Annotated in this window: 14 protein-coding genes; 5 read left to right on the plus strand and 9 right to left on the minus strand. The window is 66.0% G+C overall.

What is annotated here, in order from left to right; genetic code table 11:
* The first annotated feature begins 34 nt into the window (after positions 1 to 34).
* Complete coding sequence (locus tag ASE70_RS08865) at positions 35 to 1321, plus strand: MFS transporter (RefSeq protein WP_056503681.1); 1287 nt, start codon at positions 35 to 37, stop codon at positions 1319 to 1321.
* A gap of 2 nt (positions 1322 to 1323) precedes the next feature.
* Here the strand turns inward: ASE70_RS08865 and ASE70_RS08870 are convergent, their stop codons facing one another.
* From ASE70_RS08870 to ASE70_RS08900, 7 genes are all read right to left on the minus strand, one after another.
* A complete protein-coding gene (locus ASE70_RS08870; protein ID WP_056503685.1) occupies positions 1324 to 2010 on the minus strand; it encodes a response regulator transcription factor in 687 nt (228 codons plus the stop codon).
* Positions 2000 to 4672, minus strand: coding sequence for a sensor histidine kinase (locus tag ASE70_RS08875; RefSeq protein WP_056503690.1), 2673 nt, complete (start codon positions 4670 to 4672; stop codon positions 2000 to 2002). The genes ASE70_RS08870 and ASE70_RS08875 overlap by 11 nt, the downstream gene beginning before the upstream one ends.
* A 26-nt stretch (positions 4673 to 4698) precedes the next feature.
* On the minus strand, positions 4699 to 5295 hold the full coding sequence (gene kdpC / locus ASE70_RS08880) for a potassium-transporting ATPase subunit KdpC (protein WP_056503694.1): 597 nt from the start codon (positions 5293 to 5295) through the stop codon (positions 4699 to 4701).
* 11 nt (positions 5296 to 5306) lie between these two features.
* The gene (kdpB, locus tag ASE70_RS08885) at positions 5307 to 7355 is read right to left on the minus strand and encodes a potassium-transporting ATPase subunit KdpB (RefSeq protein ID WP_056503697.1); all 2049 of its coding nucleotides are present in this window, start codon (positions 7353 to 7355) and stop codon (positions 5307 to 5309) included.
* 13 nt (positions 7356 to 7368) lie between these two features.
* Entirely contained in the window at positions 7369 to 9072 is a 1704-nt protein-coding gene (gene kdpA, locus ASE70_RS08890) for a potassium-transporting ATPase subunit KdpA (RefSeq protein WP_056503702.1), read from the minus strand.
* 13 nt (positions 9073 to 9085) lie between these two features.
* On the minus strand, positions 9086 to 9175 hold the full coding sequence (gene kdpF / locus ASE70_RS08895; RefSeq protein WP_056397559.1) for a K(+)-transporting ATPase subunit F: 90 nt from the start codon (positions 9173 to 9175) through the stop codon (positions 9086 to 9088).
* A 112-nt stretch (positions 9176 to 9287) separates the two neighbouring features.
* Positions 9288 to 10166: a TorF family putative porin gene (locus ASE70_RS08900; protein ID WP_056503704.1), complete on the minus strand. Its 879-nt coding sequence runs from the start codon at positions 10164 to 10166 to the stop codon at positions 9288 to 9290.
* 223 nt (positions 10167 to 10389) lie between these two features.
* On the opposite strand from ASE70_RS08900, the gene ASE70_RS08905 reads away from it, so the two are divergent.
* Complete coding sequence (locus ASE70_RS08905) at positions 10390 to 12315, plus strand: S9 family peptidase (RefSeq protein ID WP_056503707.1); 1926 nt, start codon at positions 10390 to 10392, stop codon at positions 12313 to 12315.
* 22 nt (positions 12316 to 12337) lie between these two features.
* Here ASE70_RS08905 and ASE70_RS08910 read toward each other — a convergent pair whose 3' ends face one another.
* Together ASE70_RS08910 and ASE70_RS08915 are read right to left on the minus strand one after the other, a co-directional pair.
* Positions 12338 to 13006: an anti-sigma factor gene (locus tag ASE70_RS08910; RefSeq protein WP_156356101.1), complete on the minus strand. Its 669-nt coding sequence runs from the start codon at positions 13004 to 13006 to the stop codon at positions 12338 to 12340.
* On the minus strand, positions 12999 to 13562 hold the full coding sequence (locus ASE70_RS08915; protein ID WP_056397545.1) for a sigma-70 family RNA polymerase sigma factor: 564 nt from the start codon (positions 13560 to 13562) through the stop codon (positions 12999 to 13001). Before ASE70_RS08915 ends, ASE70_RS08910 begins: the two co-directional genes overlap by 8 nt.
* A 249-nt stretch (positions 13563 to 13811) precedes the next feature.
* Here ASE70_RS08915 and ASE70_RS08920 point away from each other — a divergent pair, with 249 nt between their 5' ends.
* From ASE70_RS08920 to ASE70_RS08930, 3 genes are all read left to right on the plus strand, one after another.
* Positions 13812 to 14081 carry a hypothetical protein gene (locus ASE70_RS08920; protein ID WP_056397543.1) on the plus strand — a complete coding sequence of 90 codons (270 nt, stop codon included), beginning with the start codon at positions 13812 to 13814 and terminating at the stop codon, positions 14079 to 14081.
* Positions 14082 to 14547: 466 nt separating this feature from the next.
* Positions 14548 to 17535: a TonB-dependent receptor plug domain-containing protein gene (locus tag ASE70_RS08925; protein WP_235512228.1), complete on the plus strand. Its 2988-nt coding sequence runs from the start codon at positions 14548 to 14550 to the stop codon at positions 17533 to 17535.
* Between the two features lie 154 nt (positions 17536 to 17689).
* On the plus strand, positions 17690 to 19777 hold the full coding sequence (locus tag ASE70_RS08930; RefSeq protein WP_056503712.1) for a catalase: 2088 nt from the start codon (positions 17690 to 17692) through the stop codon (positions 19775 to 19777).
* Positions 19778 to 20041 lie beyond the last annotated feature (264 nt).

Here is a 20041-nt window from a genome sequence, read left to right on the forward strand (position 1 = left end):
TAAATGAAATCGCCGCCGCCTATGCGCAGCCATCATGCCTTCCGCTGCCGATCCCGTCCCGACTTCGCTGCCGACCCGGATCGGCTACAGCATCGGCAATCTGGGCAAGAGCGTCGTCTGGACCAGTTTCGAAAACTTCATGCTGTTCTATCTGGTGTCGATCGCGGGATTGCCGCCAATGCTGGCGGGCGGATTGCTGGCGGCGGCGATGTTGTGGGACGGGCTGTTCGATCTGGGTATCGCCTTATGGGCCGATGCCCATGGCAGCGGCGACCGGCTGGGGCGGCTGATCGTGATCGGCACGCCGATGTGCGCGACCGGGTTCTACCTGTTGTTCACGCTCGATCGGCCGGGGGCGATCGCGGCGGCGATCTTTCTGTGCCGGGTCGGCTATTCGCTATGCGATGTCGGCCATAACACGCTGCTGGTCCGCGTTGCCCGGACACCGGGCGATGCGTCGTCGGTATCGGGCTATCGACTGATCTTCAGCGCGTGCGGTGCCGGGCTGGTGGCGCTGGCGTCGACCTGGATCCTCGCCCCGTCCGACGCGGCGGCGCGGCAGGATGCGTTCGCCATCAGCGCGCTGATGGGCGGGCTGTTATACGCAGCGACGCTCGCCATCGCCGTAATCGCGACCCGGCATCTGGGAGGACGAACCGGGCACCGCCAGCAGCTGTCGCCGCGCGACCGGTTGCGCGGATTGTGGCGGCACGAAGCGTTCCGCCGAACGCTGCTGGTCGCGGCGATCCAGGCCGGGGCAGTGCCGCTGTTCCTGCGCACATTGCCCTTTTTCGGACAGGCGGTGCATCACGATGCGGGCTGGGCCGGACCCGCGCTCGCGACGATCACGCTGGGTCAGGCGCTGTCGCTGCCGGGCTGGATGGCGCTGTCCCGCCGCCTGTCGTCGGTCGCGATCTCGCGGATCGGGCATGGCACGACCATCGTCGCGATGGCGGGGCTGGCGATCGGGTCGCGTGGGCCGATCGGCACCGCGATGCTCCTGTTGCTCGGCAGCGCGCTTGCCGCGATGAATCTGGCGATCTGGGCGATGCTCGCGCTGGCCGCGCAACGGTCGGCAGCGAACGAGGCGACCCCGGTCGGCCTGTTCCTGACCACGCTGAAATCCGCCGCCGCGCTCGGGAATCTGGCATCCGGCGCGCTGGTCGCCATGGCCCCCCCGCAATCGGCGGACAGCTGGTCGACCTTCACCTTCGGGGCGTTGCTGTTTCCGGTGGCCGGATGTGGCCTGACCTTGCTGCTGTTGCGCCCGCGCGTGCCTGCCGCCGCAACTCAAGGAGGTTTATCGACAGGCCAAGACTAGCGTCAATGGTCGGCGCGTAGCCGATATCCGACGCCGAGTTCGTTGGCGATGACACTGCCCACCGGTCCGGGGGCTTCGAGTTTTTGGCGCAGGTTGCGGATGACGATGCGCAAATATTCGACGCGCGGTTCCTCCTCCGCGCCCCAGCACGCGGACAGCACCCGCTCATGCGTCACGACGCGGCCGATATGCCGCGCCAGCATGCCGAGCACGTCATGCTCCTTCCGGGTGAGGTGCAGCTCCTCCTTGCCCCGACGAACGATCCGCCGATCGAGATCGATGCTGAGGTCGCCGCGGCGGACGATCTTCTGCGTGGCGGGTGACACCCCCTGATGACGCAGCGCGACCCGCAACCGGGCGAGCAGTTCGTCGGTATCGAACGGCTTCGTCACGAAATCGTCCGCGCCGAGATCGAGCGCGGTGACCTTCTCGTCGGTCGCGTCGCGTGCCGATACGACGAGGATCACGATGTCGCCCTGCGCGCGCAACTGCGGGATGATGCTCAGCCCGTCACGATCGGGAAGGCCGAGGTCGAGCAGGACGGCATCGGGATGCTCGACCGCCGCCTGCCGCAGCGCGCCTTTGGCATCTTCGGCCTCGACGACGGCATAGTCGGCCCGCAACAGCGTGTTGCGAAGCAACCGGCGGATCGCCGCGTCGTCGTCCACGACAAGGATTTTAGCCGGCATGGCGAGGGGCGCTTTCGGTCGCGTGCGGTTGGACGATCAGGGCGGGCGGGAACACCAGCGCGAAGGCGGCACCGGTGCCGTCGGGGCGGTTTGAGGCTTCGACGGTCATGCCCATCGCCTCCGCGAACGCCTTGACGATGGCGAGCCCGAGGCCGGTCCCGCCGATCGCGCGATCGGACCCCTCCAGACGTTTGAACATTTCGAACACCTCGCGCTCGCGACCCGGCGGCAATCCCGGCCCGTGATCGAGGACCGCGAGCCGCAGCTCGCCATACCGGTTTCGCCCCTCGATCACGATGTCCGTCCCCGGCTCGCCATATCGGCCGGCATTGTCGAGCAGGTTCAACAGGCAGTGATGGAGCAGCTGCGGATCGGCCCGCACCAGCGGCAAGTCTGGCGGGACGTCCAGACGCACGGCATGTCCCTCCAGCGCACGTCGGGCATCGTGCGCCGCCCCGGTGACCGCATCGCTCAGGTCGGTCGCCTCGATATTCAGTTTCAGCGCCCCCGCCTCGACCCGGGCCATGTCGAGCAGGTTGGCGACGAAGCGATTGAGCCGCTGCGCCTCGCTCTCGATCGTACCGATCAGTTCGGGCGTGACCCCGTGATGCAGTTCGGCCGCGGCGGCGATCACCGCGGTCAGCGGCGTGCGCAGATCGTGGCTGACCGAGGATAGCAGCGCGGCGCGAAGCCGGTCACGGGTGCGGACCACATCGACGTCGCGCATCTCGGCCTGAAGCCGCAGCCGTTCGAGCACCAGCGCGGACTGGTCGATCAGGCTGCCGAGCAGCGGCAACTGATCGGCGCGCACCGGGCTGCCGGCCTTGTCGCTGGCGACGCCCAGCACACCGAGGACCCGGTCGCCCGCCTTCATCGGCTGGAACAGCCATTCCGAGGCGGCAAGCGTCCCCGATCCCTTGCCCGCCGGGCTGCCGGTGTCGAAGGCCCAGCTGGCCGCGGCATTGTCCATCGTGTCGAGGCGATAGGCCGGGTCGCTGACCGCGATGATGTCGAGCGCCGCGCCATGCCCACGGCCGAGCAGCACGACCTGTACGTCGAGCAGCCGGCGGACATCGTCACAGATCATCTGCGCAGCGACATCGCGGTCGTTGACCCCGGCGATCTGGCGCAGGAAGCCGGCCAGCGTCGCGTTGGTCCGCGCGCTGGCGGTGGCCAGATCGGCCTGCGCGCGCACCCGCGCGGTCAGCTGGCTGGTCGCGATGGCGATGCCGAGCAGCACGATTATCGAGATCAGGTTTTCGGGATTGCTGACCGTCAGCGTCCCGGTCGGCGGCAGGAAGAAGAAATTATAGGCGAGGCTGGAGGCGATGCCGGCGTACAGGCCCGTCCGCAGGCCATAGAGGCTCSCCGCCGCCATCACCGGCAGCAGATAGAGCAGCGCCACGTTGCCGAGGTCGAGGATCTGGAACAGCGCGCTGGCGAGGCCGGTGATCGCCGCGACCATCACGCTGGTGATCGCATAGCCGGCGGGCGTACCCCATTGCCCCGGCCGTCGCCGGATGTGCTGCCGGCCCGATGGCGCGCTCGGCATCGGCAGCACGTGAACGGTGACGCCGGGGGTATCGCGGACCAGCCGGTCGACGACCGACCCATGGCGAAGCTCGAACCAGCGCGAACGGTCCGCCTTGCCCAGCACCAGCTGGGTAGCGCGCAGGTCGAGCAGCACGGACTGGATGCCGGCCACGACATTTTCGGCGGGCACGGTCGCGACCGCGCCGCCCAGCTGCGTCGCCAGCGTCATCGTCGCCGCGATCCGGGCGTGCTGTTCGTCGGTGAAGTGCGCAGCGCGCGGGGTTTCGATGAACACCGCGGTCCATGGGCCACGCAAGCCATCGGCGACCCGCTTGGCGGCACGCACCAGCGCGTCGCACCCCGGCAGCTCGCTGATCGCGACGACGATGCGGTCGCCCCCGGCCCAGGTACCGCCGAGTCCCAAGGACCGGACATCGTCCAGCATCCGGGCATCGACGGCCTGTGCCGCCCGTCGAAGCGCCAGTTCGCGCAACGCGGACAGGTTCGATTTCGAAAAGAAGTGCTCGAGCGCGCGACTTGCTTCGGCGGGGAGATAGACCTTCCCCGCTTTCAACCGCTCGATCAGCTCGTCGGGCGGAATGTCGACGACCTCGATCTCGGCGATTTCGAGGATGCGGTCGGGCACCGTCTCGCGCACCCGCACCCGGGTGAAGCTGGCGACGATATCGTTCAGGCTTTCGACGTGCTGGATGTTGACGGTCGAATAGACGTCGATGCCCGCCGCCAGCAGCTCCTCGACATCCTGATAGCGTTTGGGATGCCGGCTGCCCGGCGCGTTGGTGTGGGCCAGTTCGTCGACCAGCGCCAGACGCGGCGCACGGTGCAGGATGGCGTCGATATCCATCTCGCGCAGCGTGCGCCCTTCATAGGCCATGTCGCGCCGGGCGACGATCTCATGGCCGCGCAGCAGCGCCTCGGTTTCGGCGCGGCCATGGGTTTCGACGACGCCGATGACGACATCGACCCCGTCGCGCTGCCGGGCGGCCCCTTCGGACAGCATTTCATAGGTCTTGCCGACGCCGGGGGCCGCGCCGAGGAAGATCTTCAGCCGCCCCCTGCCCTCCTGCTCGGCCGCGCGCAGAAGGGCGTCAGGATCGGGACGCGCCATGTCCGGTCCGGATCCCGCCACCGGCATCAGCGCGCGGGCGACCGGACCGGCGCGCCGGGCACCGCGTCGAGCGCCGTATTGAGCGCGAGGACGTTGACGTGGGGATCCCCCAGCAGCGAGGTTTCGGTGTTTCCAGTCACGATCGCGCGAACGCGATCGGGCGAGATGCCGCGTACGCGCGCGATGCGCGGCACCTGTACCATCGCCGCCGCCGGCGACAGATCGGGGTCCAGCCCCGAACCGCTGGCGGTGACCAGATCGGCGGGCACCGCGCCGGTCAGCCCCTCACCCCGGCGTTTCGCGACATCCGGCGTTACCCGGTCGACCAGCGCCCGGCTCGTCGGACCCAGGTTCGAACCGGACGAGGCGAGCCCGTCATAGCCCTTGCCGGCCGCCGACGGCCGCGTCTGGAAATAGCGGTCGGCGGTGAAGGCCTGTCCGACGACGGTCGATCCGATGACCCGGCCGGTCGTGTCGCGAACGAGACTGCCATTGGCCTGGCTCGGGAAGATCGCCTGGCCGATACCGGTCATCGCGAGAGGGTATGCCAGCCCGAGCAGCAGCGCGAACAGGATCGTCATGACGATCGCCGGACGCAGCGCGGTAGAAAAATCTTTGCCCATGATATCGATCCTTACGCGAGGCCGAGGCCACCGACCACAAGGTCGATGATCTTGATGCCGACGAACGGGGCGAGAAGACCCCCAAAACCGTAGATGGCGAGGTTGCGTGCCAATAATGGCCCCGCCGCCATCGGCTTGTATGCCACGCCCTTCAGTGCCAGCGGCACCAGCAGCGGGATGATGACCGCGTTGAAGATGATCGCGCTCAGGATCGCCGACTGGGGCGAGCCGAGGCCCATGACGTTCAGCACGCCGAGGCCCGGATAGAGCGCGACGAACATCGCGGGAATGATCGCGAAATACTTGGCCACGTCGTTGGCGACCGAGAAGGTCGTGAGCGCACCGCGCGTCATCAGCAACTGCTTGCCGAGGCCCACCACCTCGATCAGCTTGGTCGGATCGCTGTCGAGGTCGACCATGTTGCCCGCCTCGCGCGCGGCCTGCGTGCCGGTGTTCATCGCCACGCCGACATCGGCCTGCGCGAGGGCGGGCGCGTCGTTGGTGCCGTCGCCACACATCGCCACCAGCTTGCCGCCCAGCTGTTCCGTGCGGATCAGCGCCAGCTTGTCTTCGGGCGTCGCCTGCGCGAGGAAGTCGTCCACCCCCGCCTCGGCGGCGATGGCAGCGGCGGTCAGCGGGTTGTCGCCGGTGATCATCACCGTGCGGATGCCCATCGTGCGCAGCTCGCCGAAGCGTTCGCGGATACCCGCCTTCACCACGTCCTTCAGGAAGATCGCGCCGAGCAGGCGGCCATCCTTGGCCACCGCCAGCGGGGTACCGCCGGCGCGTGCGATCTCGTCGGTGATGCGGCGCAGTTCGGTTGCCGCCGCCGTCTCGCCCGACCCGGGGTTCGCCTTCAGGATCGAGACGACGGCCCCCTTCTGGATTAGCGTGCCGTCGAAGCGGACGCCCGATACGCGGGTCTGGGCGGTGAACGGGATGACCTCCGCCCCGGCGGGCATCAGCCGTTGCAGATTGAACGCTTCGCGCGCCAGCACCACGATCGAACGGCCTTCGGGCGTTTCGTCCGCAAGGCTGGCGAACAGGGCGGCTTCGGCCAGTTCGGCATCGCTGGTGCCGCCGACCGCCCGGAACTCGCTTGCCTGCCGGTCGCCGATCGTGATCGTGCCGGTCTTGTCGAGCAGCAGGACGTCGATATCGCCCGCCGCCTCGACCGCGCGGCCCGATTTCGCGAGCACGTTGAAGCGGACGAGCCGGTCCATGCCCGCGATCCCGATCGCCGACAGCAGCGCCGCGATCGTCGTCGGGATCAGCGTGATGAGCAACGCGGCGAGAATGGCGACGGGGATGCTGCCGCCCGCATAGGCGGCGAAGCCCGGAATGGTGGCGACCGCGATCAGGAAGATGATGGTCAGACCGACGAGCAACAGCGTCAGCGCGATCTCGTTGGGCGTCTTCTGCCGTTCGGCCCCCTCGACCAGCGCGATCATGCGGTCGAGAAAGCCCTTGCCCGGCTCGACCGTCACCTTGACGCGGATCTCGTCGGAAATGACGCGCGTGCCCGCGGTCACGGCCGAGCGATCGCCGCCGGCCTCGCGGATCACCGGTGCGCTTTCACCGGTGATCGCCGCTTCGTTGACCGACGCGACGCCCGATACGACGTCGCCGTCCGACGGGATCAGGTCGTTCGTCTCGACCAGCACGACGTCGCCGACCCTCAGCTGGCTGGCGGGCACCGCGTCATATGCGCGCCCGTCGCCCTTCAGCCGCTTGGCCGTCAGTTCGGCCTTGGTGGCGCGCAGGCTCGCCGCCTGCGCCTTGCCGCGCCCCTCGGCCAGCGCCTCGGCAAAAGTGCCGAACAACACGGTCAGCCACAGCCAGACGACCAGCTGGAGCTTGAACCCGATCGTCAGGCCGTCCTGCCCGACGACGAGCAGGACGGTCATCAGCGCCGCAACGACGGCGGTGACGAACATGACCGGGTTGCGGACAAGCTCCCTTGGGTTGAGCTTCAGGAACGACGCGGTGATCGCGGGCAGGACGAGATCGGCTGTAAACAGGCTCTTGGCCGGATCTTTTTGTGATTGGGTTTTCGCCATGATGGCCCCCGTGTCAGAACAACTGGCCGCGGATCATCGCGAGATGATCGGCGATCGGACCGAGCGCGAGGCTCGGCAGGAAGGTGAGGCCACCCAGAACGAGGATGATGCCCACCAGCAGGCCGACCCACAGGCCGCCCGTCGTCGGGAACGATCCCGCGCTTTCCGGCGTGTATTTCTTCGCCGCGAGGCTGCCGGCGATCGCCAGCATCGGCACGATGACGAAGAAGCGGCCGACCCACATCGCGACCCCCAGCAGCCCGTTGTACCACGGCGTGTTGGCGGTCAGTCCGGCAAAGGCCGAACCGTTGTTCGCGACGGCGGAGGTGAAGGCGTAGAGGATCTCCGAAAAGCCGTGCGGCCCCTTGTTCAGCGGCCCGGCCAGCCCCTGTTCCTGCACCGACGACAGGGCGGTCAGGCCGAGGATCATCAGCGGCAGCACCGCGATGGCGAGGACCGCCAGCTTGACCTCGCGCGCCTCGATCTTCTTGCCGACATATTCGGGCGTGCGGCCGACCATCAGCCCGGCGACGAACACCGCGAGGATGGCAAACAGCAGGAAGCCGTAGATGCCGGCACCGACGCCGCCGATCACGACCTCGCCCAGCTGCATGTTGAACAGCGGGATCAGCCCGCCGAGCGCCGTGAAGCTGTCGTGCATCGCGTTGACCGCACCGCACGACGCGGCGGTGGTGACGACCGAGAAGAGCGCGGAGGCGGCGATGCCGAAGCGCACCTCCTTGCCCTCCATATTGCCGCCCGCGACGCCGATCTGGTGCAGCACCGGGTTACCTACCGCTTCCGCCCAGTAGGTAACGGTCGTGCCAGCGAGGAACAGGACCATCATCGCCGCGAGGATCGCCCAGCCCTGTCGCGGGTTGCCGACCGCCTTGCCGAAGGTCCAGGTCAGCCCGACGCCGATGACAAAGATCGACAGCATCTGGATGAAGTTGGTCAGCGCCGTCGGGTTCTCGAACGGATGCGACGAATTGGCGTTGAAGAAGCCGCCGCCATTGGTGCCGAGCATCTTGATCGCTTCCTGCGAAGCGACCGGCCCCAGCAGGATCGACTGGCGCGCGCCCTCCAGCGTCTGCACGTCGACGACCCCGCCCAGCGTCTGCGGCACGCCGCTGGCGATGTAGAAGAGGGTCAGCGCGATGCAGAGCGGCAGCAGCAGATAGAGCGTGATCCGCGTCACATCGGCCCAGAAGTTACCGACCGTCTTCGTTTCCCGCCGCGCGAACCCACGAAACAGTGCGAAGGCCAGCGCGATGCCGGTCGCCGACGACAGGAAGTTGTGGATCGTCAGCCCCAGCATCTGGCTGAGGTTCGACATGGTGCTCTCGCCGCCATAGCTTTGCCAGTTAGTGTTGGCGGTGAAGCTGATCGCGGTGTTGAACGACAGATGCTCGCCGACGCCGGCCAGATGCTGCGGGTTGCCCGGCAAGATGCCCTGCAGACGCAGCACCGCATAGGTGAACGCCATGAGGACCGCGTTGAACAGGAGCATGTGCACCGCGTAGCGGCGCCAGCTCTGCTCCTGCGAGGGATCGATACCCGACAACCTGTAGAAGCCCCGCTCGACCGGGCCGAGCAGGAGGTGAAGCGGGGTGCGTCGCCCTTCGTACAGCGCGAACAGCCACAGACCGACCGGCTTGGCGAGTGCCAGCAGGATGCCGGTAAAGGCGATGATCAGGAACCAGCCCTGAAATGTCATGGTGCCGCCCCTTTCAGAAGCGTTCGGGGCGGATCAGGACGCCCACGAGATAGACGAGAAGGCCGAGCGCGGTCAGCGCCGCCAGCCAGAGATCGAGCGTCATGTCAGCGCTCCCTCACGCATTGTCGCAAAGGCGGACATAGGCGAGCGTCAGCGCCATTAGTCCGACCATGATCGCGACCCACAGCAGGTCATGCATCGGTGTTCTCCAAAGCTCAGAAGGCAGCGGTCAGCGCGACCACGACGGTGCCGCCGGCGATGTTGCCGGTGCCGTCCTGACCCTTGCTGAAACTGGGGCGGAGGTACGTCGCCTCGCGGTTCGAAATGTCGGTATCGACATAGCTGACGTTGAACGTCAGGTTTTTGTACGTGGCATCTGCCCCGAACGACCAATCCCAATAGGTGCCGGTGGGCGAAACCGCGGTCGCGTTCGGACCGAGCCCGTCCTGTCCCCAGCTATGGCCGACATGCGCCCGGGCGGTGATCGGCGTACCGGCGAGCGCGAACGCGCCGTCGCCCCACAGATACAGGTTGTCGTCCCTGGCACCGGGATCGGTGTAGGTTCCGGCGGCAGCGGCGGCACCGGTGTCGTACCATTTGCCGATGGCCTCCTGCCTCGGCGCATAGGCAGCACCGGCGGTGAGCGTCGCCGGCCCGGCAATGCCGGTCAGTCTGGCATAGGGTTCGGCGAAATCGGTCTTGTCGGCACCACCCGGATAGAGGTACCAGGTCAGCCCGACGTCCAGCGTCGCGGTGTCGGACAGCCTCGCCTTGTACCCGCCGATCAGGTCGAGCTCCATATTGGCCCCGCCGAACGTGCCCCAGCCGGCAAGGTTCGAACCCCATGTTCCAATATACAGGCCGCTGTCGTGCGCGACGGTGATGCCGCCCTGCACCGCCATTTCCTGATCGGACTGCGATACGCCGCGGAACCGGTAATCGGACGCGATCGACGCCGACCCGCTGATCGTGATCGCCGGGGACGATGCGGTCCCGGCGGACGCTTCCGCGTCGTCGGCGGGTGCCGATTGGGCTTGCGCCGCGGCCGGCAGCGCGAACAGCGCCACGACTGCGGCCGCCTGATAAAACTTCATTCCAGCCATCCCTTTGCGCGGCGAACGTCGCATGACGCTGCCTTCAGGGACGCGCGATTAGGCCCATATCGCGTAGCAATTCGAGAGCGATTCCGGGTAATCGCATAGTGCGCGCATATAGATGTCGCTTTTTCGGTCGGTTTGGACGCCATGCGGCGTCCCGGGCGGTGGCATATTGCCCCCGCCCTTGACCTCGCGGTGCCCGGCATCCGACACTTCGCGAATGATCAAGCCTTTCGTCGCCACCGTCGCGCTATTCGCCCTCGCCACCGGAACCGCTGCGCAGACCGTGCCCACGCGGCAGGTCGGCACCGCCACCCTGTCGGGCGTGCCCGACATTCCCGCCGATGTGCGCGAGGCGGTGCAGCGCTATCAGAACAGCCGCGCGGCACAGTTCGAGGACTGGCTGCCCGACGGTTCGATGCTGATCGCCACGCGCTTCGGCGCAACCCAGCAACTGCATCATGTCGCGGCCCCCGGCGGCGCACGGACGCAGATCACCTTCGGCGCCGAACCGGTCGCCGCAGCGACGACGATCCCCGGCAGCGACCGGTTCGTGATGACGCGCGACACGGGCGGGGACGAATGGTTTCAGCTGTACACGCGCGGTCTCGCCGGTGTCGCGACGCCGCTGACCGAGGCCGGGACGCGCAACCAGTCGCCGGTCTTCAGCAAGGACGGTGCGCTGATGGCATGGGCGCGCGCGACCAGGGGCAGCGCTGCCTATGCGATCCTCGGCATCGATCCGAAGGCGGGCGGGAAACCGCGTACGCTCTACCAGTCCGACGGTGCGGTGGCACCCGCCGATATCGCGCCCGACGCCGCGCGGCTGATTTTCGTGCGCAGCCTGTCCAACCGCGAGGACCAGCTGTTCGAACTCAATATCGCCAGCGGCAAGGCAACGCGGATCGCGCCGAACGCCGCTGGCGCGGTCTATGCCGATCCGCGCTATCTGCCGGGCGGCCGCAAGCTGATCGCCATCTCCGATGCCGGCAGCGACACCCGCCGGCTGGTCGAGATCGATATCGCTAGCGGTGCGCAGACGGTCCTGACCCCGGACCTGAAATGGGATGTGGAAAGCTTCGACCTGACCGCCGACGGACGCGTGCTGGCCTATGCCGTGAACGAGGACGGCTTCTCGCGCATCGTGGTTCAGGACCGCGTCACGCGCCGGGCGCTGCAGCAACCGTTTCTGCCCCGCGGGGTGCTGACCGCGCTTAAATTCTCACCGGATGGCCGAAATCTGGCGATCGGCCTGACCTCGGCGACGTCGGCCGGCGACGTATGGAGTTGGCCGGTGACCGGCGGCGACCTGACGCGCTGGACGGTGTCGGAACTGGGCGAACTCGATCCTGTCACACTCGCCGAACCCGAACTGGTGCGATTCAAATCGTTCGACGGCCTGTCCGTCCCCGCGTTCGTCTATCGCCCCCGGGGAGTGCCGGCGGGCACGCGGACGCCGGTCATCATCGACATCCATGGCGGCCCGGAGGCGCAGACGCGTCCGATCTGGAACTATGGCGCGCAATATTTCGCCGATGTGCTGAAGGCGACGGTGATCCTGCCCAACGTCCGTGGCAGCGACGGTTATGGCAAGCGCTACCTGAACCTCGACAATGGCGCGAAGCGCGAGGATTCGGTGAAGGATATCGGCGCGCTGCTCGACTGGATCGGCACGCAGCCCGGCCTCGATGCGGCCCGCGTCGCGGTCTATGGCCAGTCCTATGGCGGCTATATGAGCCTTGCCGTCATGACGAAATATTCGGACCGGCTGGTCGGCGGGGTCGAACGCTACGGCATCAGCAACTGGAACACCTTCCTCCAGAACACCGAAGCCTATCGCCGCGACAATCGCCGCGCCGAATATGGCGACGAACGCGATCCGGCGATGCGCGCCGTGCTGACGCGGGTGTCGCCGATCACCAATGTCGCGCGGATCACCAAGCCGATGCTGGTGATGCAGGGGGCCAACGACCCGCGCGTGCCGCAATCGGAATCGGATCAGGTCGTCGCCCGCCTCCGCGCAAACGGCAACGACACCTGGTATGTGCTGTTCGCCGACGAAGGCCACGGCTTTCTGAAAAAGCCGAACAACGACCTGCGGCGCGAGGTGGAAACGGTGTTCCTGCGGCGGCTATTCGCGCGGTAGAACGTGGCTGGAGCGTGCCGGCCTATGTCTGGGAAAGCGCGCCGCTGGCGATGACGGGGCCGGTCGGCGTCGGTTCGGGCGAACCGCCCAGCGGTTCGATCGATATCGCCAGCACCTCGTTCGTCCCCAGCGCACCGCGCTCGGCCACCGGCAGGGTAAGGCGTGTCGCGCCGGCCCGGTCGAGCAGACCGATCGAATGCGGCACACCGTCGCGGATGATCCACAGCTGCGCGTCTTTCCCCGTCGGTGCCAGACCGCTGGTCGCGACGCGAACCTCGCTGGCATCGAGGTCGATCGACGCTGCGAAGGGCGCATCGCTCTTGTCGGCGGGCACGAGTACCGCCAGCATCGTCTGCTGCACCCGTGGCGACGGCTGTTCGACCGTCCCCTTCGGCTGGACAAGCAGGAGCGCGACCGACGCCGCGATCGCGCCGGCCAGCGGAACGAACGCCCATCGGAACCCCGATCGTTTCGCCGCGGGTGCCGGAAAAATCCGGTCGGTCCGCAGTGGCGGTGCCTCGACGGGACGAACGTCGTCGAACAGCGCGGCAAAGCGATGCCGCCACCATTCGACCTCACGCGCGAACTGCGGGTCCGACAGCGACCGGCGCAACGCCGCCGATCGATCGTCACCCTCCAGCAAGCCGAACGCGAACTCGGCGGCCATCGTTTCGGGATCAGGATCAGTCATCGCCGACACACCCCCGAAGCTGCAACAATCCGCGTCGGACCCAACTCTTCATCGTCCCCAATGGTACCCCGCGGGCGTCGGCGATTTCGGCATAGGTCATCCCGTCGACGAAGGCGGTCCGGATGGCATCGCGCTGCGCAAGCGTCAGTTCGTTCAGGCAGTCATAAAGCCGTTGCACGGTTTCGGCACGCTCCGCCGTCGCCGCCTGGTCGGGCGTATCGTCGGCGATATCGAACGCCTCCTCGATCGGGCGCATCGGCCGCCGGCCGTGTCCGCGGACCCAGTCGATCGCCCGGTTGCGCGCGATCGTCGCCAGCCATGCGACCGGATAGAGCGACCCGACCTGAAACGCGCCGGCCCGTTTCCAGATGATCGCATACACCTCGTGCAGCACGTCTTCCGCCGAACTGCGGTCGCCACAGATGCGCAGGCAGATGCCGAAGAGCTTGGCGGACGTCATGCGATATAATTCGCCCAACGCATCCCGATCCTCGGCCGCGACCCGTTCCAGCATCTCGCATAACCGGATGCGTTCCTCGAGGGCGTCGGTCGTCATATCAGGCACAGGTCCTTTGTCGGCGGGTCGTCGATCGGACAACGGGTGGTCATGCGTCCTTACCGCCGGAATGGCCGACGTGCTACCGCGATGCGCCGATCGGAGGTGGCCGGCAGGGTGCACGGGCCGGCACCGCAAAATGCGCATCCGGGCGTTTTCAAACAGCCGCTTACCCCCGAAATCGGATATATCTTGCCAACCTCTCGCCATTGGTTATGTCGAACGCTGGTTTAGGGAAGGTGATACACGATGAAGAAGGTATTTGCATTTGGCGTCGCCGCCGGTCTGCTGTCGCTGGCCGCATGCAACAACACCCCGCGTGAACAGGCCGCCGACAATATCGAAGCGAACGCAGAAGCGGTTGCCGACAACCTCGAAGACGCTGCGGACGCCGTCTCGAACGACGTCGTCGAGGCGAATCTGGAAAACGCTGCCGAGGCGGTTCGCGCGACCGGCGAGAACCAGGCCGAAGACATGCGGACCCACGATGCCGACACCAACCTGAAGAACGGCATCTGATCGAAACCGAACCCGCCGGTAGCGCCGATGCACGGCGATACCGATCCGGAAAGGCGCCCACGGCAACGCGGGCGCCTTTTTCGTTGCGGCTCCCGGTGGCAGTCGCCGCTGGGGCACGGTAACCGTCCGCGATGGTCGGCGGCGACCACCCTGCTTAAGCGAAACGTCATGCGGCAGCAGTCGGAACCCGCATATCTGCGAACATCGTAGCGCCCGGAAACCGACCGTGCGGTGCGACCCATCCAGAATCTCGAAGCGCCCCCCCCTGCGATCACACTTCCAGCGTGGCATTTATGTGACAGCTCCGAAGTTAGTAGGCTTCGTCTACATTTTCACTCTTGCCGGCTTCCCGAACGAATACTCTTATATCGGTAAGCCCTATCGGGCGGAAAAACGGGGAAATTTTGTGAAACTGTCACATCTTTATGTGGCCACGGCATTGACGCCGCTGGCTATCGCTATCGCTTTGCCTGCGTCGGCCCAGACCATCGCCACCGATACGCAAGCCAGCCCGGTTCCCGATCCGACCCAGGTGCCGAGCGACGCCCAAAACCCGCAATCGCCGAACGCCGAGGACGGCACCGTGACGGTCGGCACGGACATCGTCGTCACCGGTTCGCGCATCCGCCGCGACGAATTCTCGGTGGCGGAACCGATCACCGTGATCGGTCGGGGCGAAATAACCCAGGCCGGCTTCGCCAGCGTCGGCGATGCGTTGCAAAGCAATGCCGTTGCGCAGGGCGCGTCGCAGATCAACAGCGCCTATGGCGGCTTCGTCACCGACGGCGGGGGCGGCGCGAACACGCTTGGCCTGCGCGGCCTTGGCCCCAACCGCACGCTGATCCTGCTGAACGGTCGGCGACTGGCACCGGGCGGCACGCGCGGATCGCTGCTCGCTGCCGACCTGAACGTCCTGCCCAACGCGATCGTCGAACGGATCGAGGTGCTGAAGGCCGGCGCGTCGTCGGTCTATGGATCGGACGCGGTCGCCGGCGTCGTCAACATCATCACCGACCAGAAGCTCAAGGGCCTCCAGCTCAATTTCCAGATGAACGTGCCCGAGGTCGGAGCCGGCATCGATCGCCGCGCCAGCGCCAGCTTCGGCTTCAGCAACGATCGTTTGAGCGTCATCGGTTCAGCCGAATATCGCAAACGCGATCTCCTGTCGCGCAACGACGTGCCGTTTTTCGGCTGCCCGATCGGCGGTTTCCTGAACGGCGAGGGCTCGGCATTCGGTTCGGGCGACAATTTTTCGCCGGACGATCCTCGTGCCTGTTTCACGCTCGATAATGGTGGCGTGACGATCAATACGCTGGGCCTGCCGACCCGCGATGCGATCGGGCGTACCAGCGGTGCCGTCGGCCGGTTCAACCGGTTCGTACCAGCGCCCGGCCAGACCACCGGCCCGTTCCCCGGCTATCTCGGCGTCGGCACCTATGACCGCGACACCTTCGATCCGCGGCAGGAGGAAGAGCCGCTCATCAACGACACCGAAATCTATACCGGCTATCTGTCGGCGACCTACAAGCTGGACTTCCTCGGCAATGCCGAAGTGTATGGCGAATTGCTGGCGACGCGGCGCAAGTCGTCGACGGACCTGTATCGCCAGCTGTCGCTCGATTATCTCCAGGGCAGCCCGCTGCTTCCCGAAGCGATCCGCAACGGTGCCTTCGCCAACCCCACCAACACGTCGAGCGGCCGCAACATCGCGGCGCGGGCGTTCATCGGCTATGGCATGACCTCCTCTGCCCAGACGGTGGACTATGTCCGCGCGTCGGGCGGCGTGCGCGGCGACTTCTTCTTCCCCAACTGGCGCTATGACGCCTATATCGGCAAGTCGTTCAACGACGGCACCTACGAAGCCGAGTCCTTCCTGATCGACCGGCTCGCCAATTCGCTGAACGTCACCGCCAACGCCAACGGCACGTTCAGCTGTGCCAGCATCGCCTCGAACGCCAACTGCGTCGCTGCCCCCTTCCTGAGCGCGGCGGTGATCGGCGGCCAGTTGCCGACCGATTTCCGCAACTACATCGTCCAGAACACGATCGGGAAGACCCGCTTCCGCGAGACGACCTATGCGTTCAATATCGACGGCCCACTGGTCCGTCTGCCCGCCGGTGACGTGCAAGTCGCGCTGGGCGTCGAGCATCGCCGACAGAGCCTGAACGACCAGCCCGATCTCAATTCAGTCAACGGCAACCTGTACGGTCTGACCGCGGCGACGCCGACGGTCGGCAAGGACAATGTGAAGGAAGGCTTCGGTGAAATCTTCGTGCCGCTGCTCGAGGATCAGCCATTCTTCTATCGTCTGAACCTGACCGGATCGGCGCGCTATACCGACTATGCGTCCTATGGTTCGGACGTGACCTACAAGATCGCGGGCGAATGGGAACCGTTCCGCGGCTTCGGCATCCGCGGCAGCTATGGCACGTCGTACCGCGCGCCGGCGCTGGCCGAACAGTTCCTCGGCGCCACCAGCGGCTTCCTGGGCTCGAACAGCGATCCGTGCAGCGCGCTGCCGGTCGCGGGCGAACAGTCGCCGAACCAGCAGATCGTCGCGCGCAACTGCGCCTCGATCGGCCTGCCAGCGGACTTCGAACAGCGCAGCGGCATCACGTCGTTCCGCGTCGGCGGTGCCGAAGCGGGCCTGAGCGCCGAAACGTCGACCAACTGGACGATCGGTGCCGTCATCAGTCCGCGGTTGCCCGAAGCGATCGGCCAGCTATCGCTGTCGCTCGATTATTTCGACGTGAAGGTCGACAACGGCGTTTCGGACCTGAGCGGAACGACGATCCTGCAGCGTTGCTACGGCAGTGCGAACTTCAATCCGACCGAAGGCTTCTGCCGGTTCGTCCAGCGCGACAGCAATCAGGCGCTGACGGTGACGAGCAGCTTCGTCAACCTGTCGGAAAACATCGTCAAGGGCTTCGAATTCAACGGCCGCTATGCCCGCGAACTGCTCGGCGGAAAGTTCATCCTGAACGCCAACGTCACCAAATATACCGAACAATCGACGCGCCTGTTCCCGGAAGAATTCCTGACGGATTCTAACGGGATCCTGACCGCGCCGGATTGGGTCGGCAATTTCGACGCGACGTTCAGCATCGATCCGGTCACGATCCGCTACGGTCTCGACTGGACCGGTGGCGACCGCAACCGGACCTATGACTATTTCGCATTCGACAACCTGACCGGTGAAATCGACGCCGATCTGCAACAGGAATATCGCGACAACTATTATTTGGAGGCAAGCAGCTACTTCCTGCATTCCTTGTCGCTGCAGTTCAATGTGCAGAAGCAGTATCAGTTCACCTTCGGTGTCCGCAATCTGCTCGACACCAAGCCGCCGCGGATCAGCGCGATCGGGTTCACGACCGTTGCCAACGCTCCGCTTTATTCGGGCTACGACTATGTCGGGCGGCAGTTCTTCGCCAACGCGAATATCAAGTTCTGACCATCCGGAAGGCCCCGAGCGATCGGGGCCTTTCCTTTTGATCCGGGGTAATGGCGCGAGCACGACGAGCGGCGGCGATTTCGGACAAAGCGTTTTGTCTTGGGCAACTTAGCGGGGTCGCGATCCGTTAGCATTCCGAACGAGAAGGATTGCCATGACCGATCACATTGCCCGCAACCCCGGAACCGGCGGCGAGACGCATCAGACGACCGATGCCGATCACCCGGTGCTGACCACCAACCACGGCACGCCGATTTCCGACAACCAGAACCAGTTGAAGGCGGGCGCGCGTGGACCCGTGCTGATCGAGGACGAAGTCTTCCGCGAGAAGATGAACCACTTCGATCACGAGCGCATTCCCGAACGTATCGTCCATGCCCGCGGATCGGCCGCGCACGGCTATTTCGAATGCACCGACAGCCTGTCCGACATCACCGTCGCCGACCTGTTCCAGAAGAAGGGGCAGCGCACCGACGTGTTCGTCCGCTTCTCGACGGTCGCGGGCGGATCGGGATCGGTGGATACGCCGCGCGATGTGCGCGGCTTCGCGGTGAAATTCTACACGCGCGAAGGCAATTGGGATCTGGTCGGCAACAACATCCCGGTGTTCTTCATCCAGGACGCGATCAAGTTCCCCGACCTGATCCATGCTGCCAAGATGGAGGCGGATCGCGGATATCCGCAGGCGGCGACCGCGCACGACACCTTCTGGGACTTCATCTCACTGATGCCCGAATCGACGCATATGATCATGTGGGCGATGTCGGACCGGACGCTGCCGCGCACCTTCGCCAATATGGAGGGGTTCGGCGTCCACACCTTCCGCCTGATCGATGCGGCGGGCAAGTCGACCTTCGTCAAGTTCCACTGGAAGCCCAAAGCGGGTCTCGCCTCGACCATCTGGGACGAAACGGTGAAGATCGCCGGTGCCGACCCCGATTTCCAGCGTCGCGACCTGTTCGAACGGATCGACCGGGGCGACTATCCCGAATGGGAACTGGGCGTCCAGCTGTTCGACGAGGCCTTTGCCGACAGCCAGCCCTATGACGTACTCGACGCGACCAAGATCATTCCGGAGGAAGTCCTGCCGGTCCGCATCGTCGGGCGGATGGTGCTCGACCGTTATCCCGACAATTTCTTCGCCGAAACCGAACAGGCGGCGTTCGTGCCGAGCCATGTCGTCCCCGGCATCGGCTTTTCGAACGATCCGCTGCTGCAAGGGCGGCTGTTCAGCTATACCGATACGCAGCTGTCGCGGCTCGGATCGGTCAATTTCCACCAGCTGCCGATCAACGCCGCCAAGGGCCGCGCCGAAGCGGCGGGCTGTCCGTTCCTGAACCAGCAGCGCGACGGCCATATGCAGATGGCGGTGCCCAAGGGCCGCGCCAATTACGAGCCGAACAGTCTGGCAAGGGCCGGCGAGGAAGCCGGCGCGCGCGAGGACCCGGAAAAGGGGTACAAGACGTATCCCTCGGAAGAGCAGGGCCAGAAACTGCGCATCCGCCCCGAAAGCTTCGCCGACCATTATAGCCAGGCGCGGCTGTTCTTCCGGTCGATGGACCCGGCCGAACAGGCGCACATTGCCTCTGCGCTGGTGTTCGAGCTGTCGAAGGTCAGCCTCGATCATATCCGCAGCGCGGTACTCGCCAATCTGCGCAACGTCGACGAGGGGCTGGCGGGCCGCGTCGCCGATGGGCTGGCGATGGACCTGCCCGAGGCATCGCCGACTGCCGCACCGGTGCTCGACATGGATGTGTCGCCGGCGCTCCGCATCATTCGCGGACCGCTGGAAAAGCATACGCTGGAAGGGCGCACCGTCGGCATCCTGATCGCCGACGGCACCGATGCCGGTGAGTTGAAGGCGCTCAAGGACGCGGTGAAGGCCGCCGGCGGCAGTGCGATGACGATCGCGCCGAAGGTCGGCAAGGTGCCGCTGTCCGACGGATCGACCATCGCCGCCGATGCACAGCTGTTCGGCCAGCCCTCGGTCACCGTCGATGCGTGTGCGGTGATCCTGTCGGACGAAGCCGCGCAGAAGCTGACCAAGGAAGGCGCAGCCGTCCAGTGGGTCATGGACGCGTTCGGGCACCTGAAGGCGATCGGCCACAACGCCGCTGCGCAGCCGTTGCTCGACAAGGCCGGCGTCGAGGCGGACGAGGGCATCACCGACCTCGCATCCTTCGTCGACGCCGCCAAGCAGCGTTATTGGGACCGCGAGCCCAAGGTCCGTACCCTGGCGTAATCGACGCGGCCGGAGGGTTCGCCCTCCGGCCCGTTACTTTCGCCGCAACTTTTTACCAAGTCCGTGGTAAATCCGCTGCGGAGCCCCTGCCCCGGGCCGGATCGACATGCATCATGCATCGGACGCCGTCGCTTGCGGCTCCCCCCCTGAAAGGGGGAGTGTTCACTTCGGACTCTGTAGACGTTTTCTGGCGAGGAAGATGTCGAGGGTGATCTCGAGCATCTGTTGGGTCTTGGAGGCGCGTTTGGTTCGGCGGTTGAAGCG

It is taken from the genome of Sphingomonas sp. Leaf22, from assembly GCF_001421715.1.
Taxonomy (GTDB): domain Bacteria; phylum Pseudomonadota; class Alphaproteobacteria; order Sphingomonadales; family Sphingomonadaceae; genus Sphingomonas.

What these genes read in the sequence shown, in the direction of transcription:
- ASE70_RS08865 (WP_056503681.1), top strand. Translation starts at nt 35, where the DNA reads ATGCCTTCCGCTGCCGATCCCGTCCCGACTTCGCTGCCGACCCGGATC.
- ASE70_RS08870 (WP_056503685.1), bottom strand. Translation starts at nt 2,010, where the DNA reads ATGCCGGCTAAAATCCTTGTCGTGGACGACGACGCGGCGATCCGCCGG.
- kdpC (WP_056503694.1), bottom strand. Translation starts at nt 5,295, where the DNA reads ATGGGCAAAGATTTTTCTACCGCGCTGCGTCCGGCGATCGTCATGACG.
- kdpB (WP_056503697.1), bottom strand. Translation starts at nt 7,355, where the DNA reads ATGGCGAAAACCCAATCACAAAAAGATCCGGCCAAGAGCCTGTTTACA.
- kdpA (WP_056503702.1), bottom strand. Translation starts at nt 9,072, where the DNA reads ATGACATTTCAGGGCTGGTTCCTGATCATCGCCTTTACCGGCATCCTG.
- kdpF (WP_056397559.1), bottom strand. Translation starts at nt 9,175, where the DNA reads ATGACGCTCGATCTCTGGCTGGCGGCGCTGACCGCGCTCGGCCTTCTC.
- ASE70_RS08900 (WP_056503704.1), bottom strand. Translation starts at nt 10,166, where the DNA reads ATGAAGTTTTATCAGGCGGCCGCAGTCGTGGCGCTGTTCGCGCTGCCG.
- ASE70_RS08905 (WP_056503707.1), top strand. Translation starts at nt 10,390, where the DNA reads ATGATCAAGCCTTTCGTCGCCACCGTCGCGCTATTCGCCCTCGCCACC.
- ASE70_RS08910 (WP_156356101.1), bottom strand. Translation starts at nt 13,006, where the DNA reads ATGACTGATCCTGATCCCGAAACGATGGCCGCCGAGTTCGCGTTCGGC.
- ASE70_RS08915 (WP_056397545.1), bottom strand. Translation starts at nt 13,562, where the DNA reads ATGACGACCGACGCCCTCGAGGAACGCATCCGGTTATGCGAGATGCTG.
- ASE70_RS08920 (WP_056397543.1), top strand. Translation starts at nt 13,812, where the DNA reads ATGAAGAAGGTATTTGCATTTGGCGTCGCCGCCGGTCTGCTGTCGCTG.
- ASE70_RS08930 (WP_056503712.1), top strand. Translation starts at nt 17,690, where the DNA reads ATGACCGATCACATTGCCCGCAACCCCGGAACCGGCGGCGAGACGCAT.